Raw genomic sequence first — 262 nt, 5'->3', positions numbered from 1 at the left:
CCCCGCCCCTTTGACGCTGAACGCACGGTCTACCGCCAGACGAAAACGGCGCGTCAGCGCATGCTCGCCGGGCGACAGCGCCAGCAAATGCGCGCGCAGCGCCTCGATACCCTCGCCCGCTGCCGCCGCGGTGACAAACAGCGGCGCATCGGGCCAGCCCTGGCGCGCCAGTTCGTCGCGCACCTGACTGCGCACCTCATCGACACGCGCCGCCTCCACCCGGTCGGCCTTGGTCAGCGCCACCGTCAGCGCCGGGCGCCCG

1 pseudogene is annotated in these 262 nt (G+C 73.3%); it reads right to left on the bottom strand.

The window, feature by feature from the left end:
* Window positions 1-243, bottom strand: a pseudogene (locus ACYYG1_RS17565) (selenocysteine-specific translation elongation factor); the annotation flags it as partial.
* Window positions 244-262: the final 19 nt, after the last annotated feature.

It is taken from the genome of Desulfocurvus sp. DL1XJH-121, assembly GCF_054819825.1.
The sequence above is the reverse complement of the archived record's forward strand: the minus strand, read 5'-3'. Positions and strand labels throughout refer to the sequence as shown.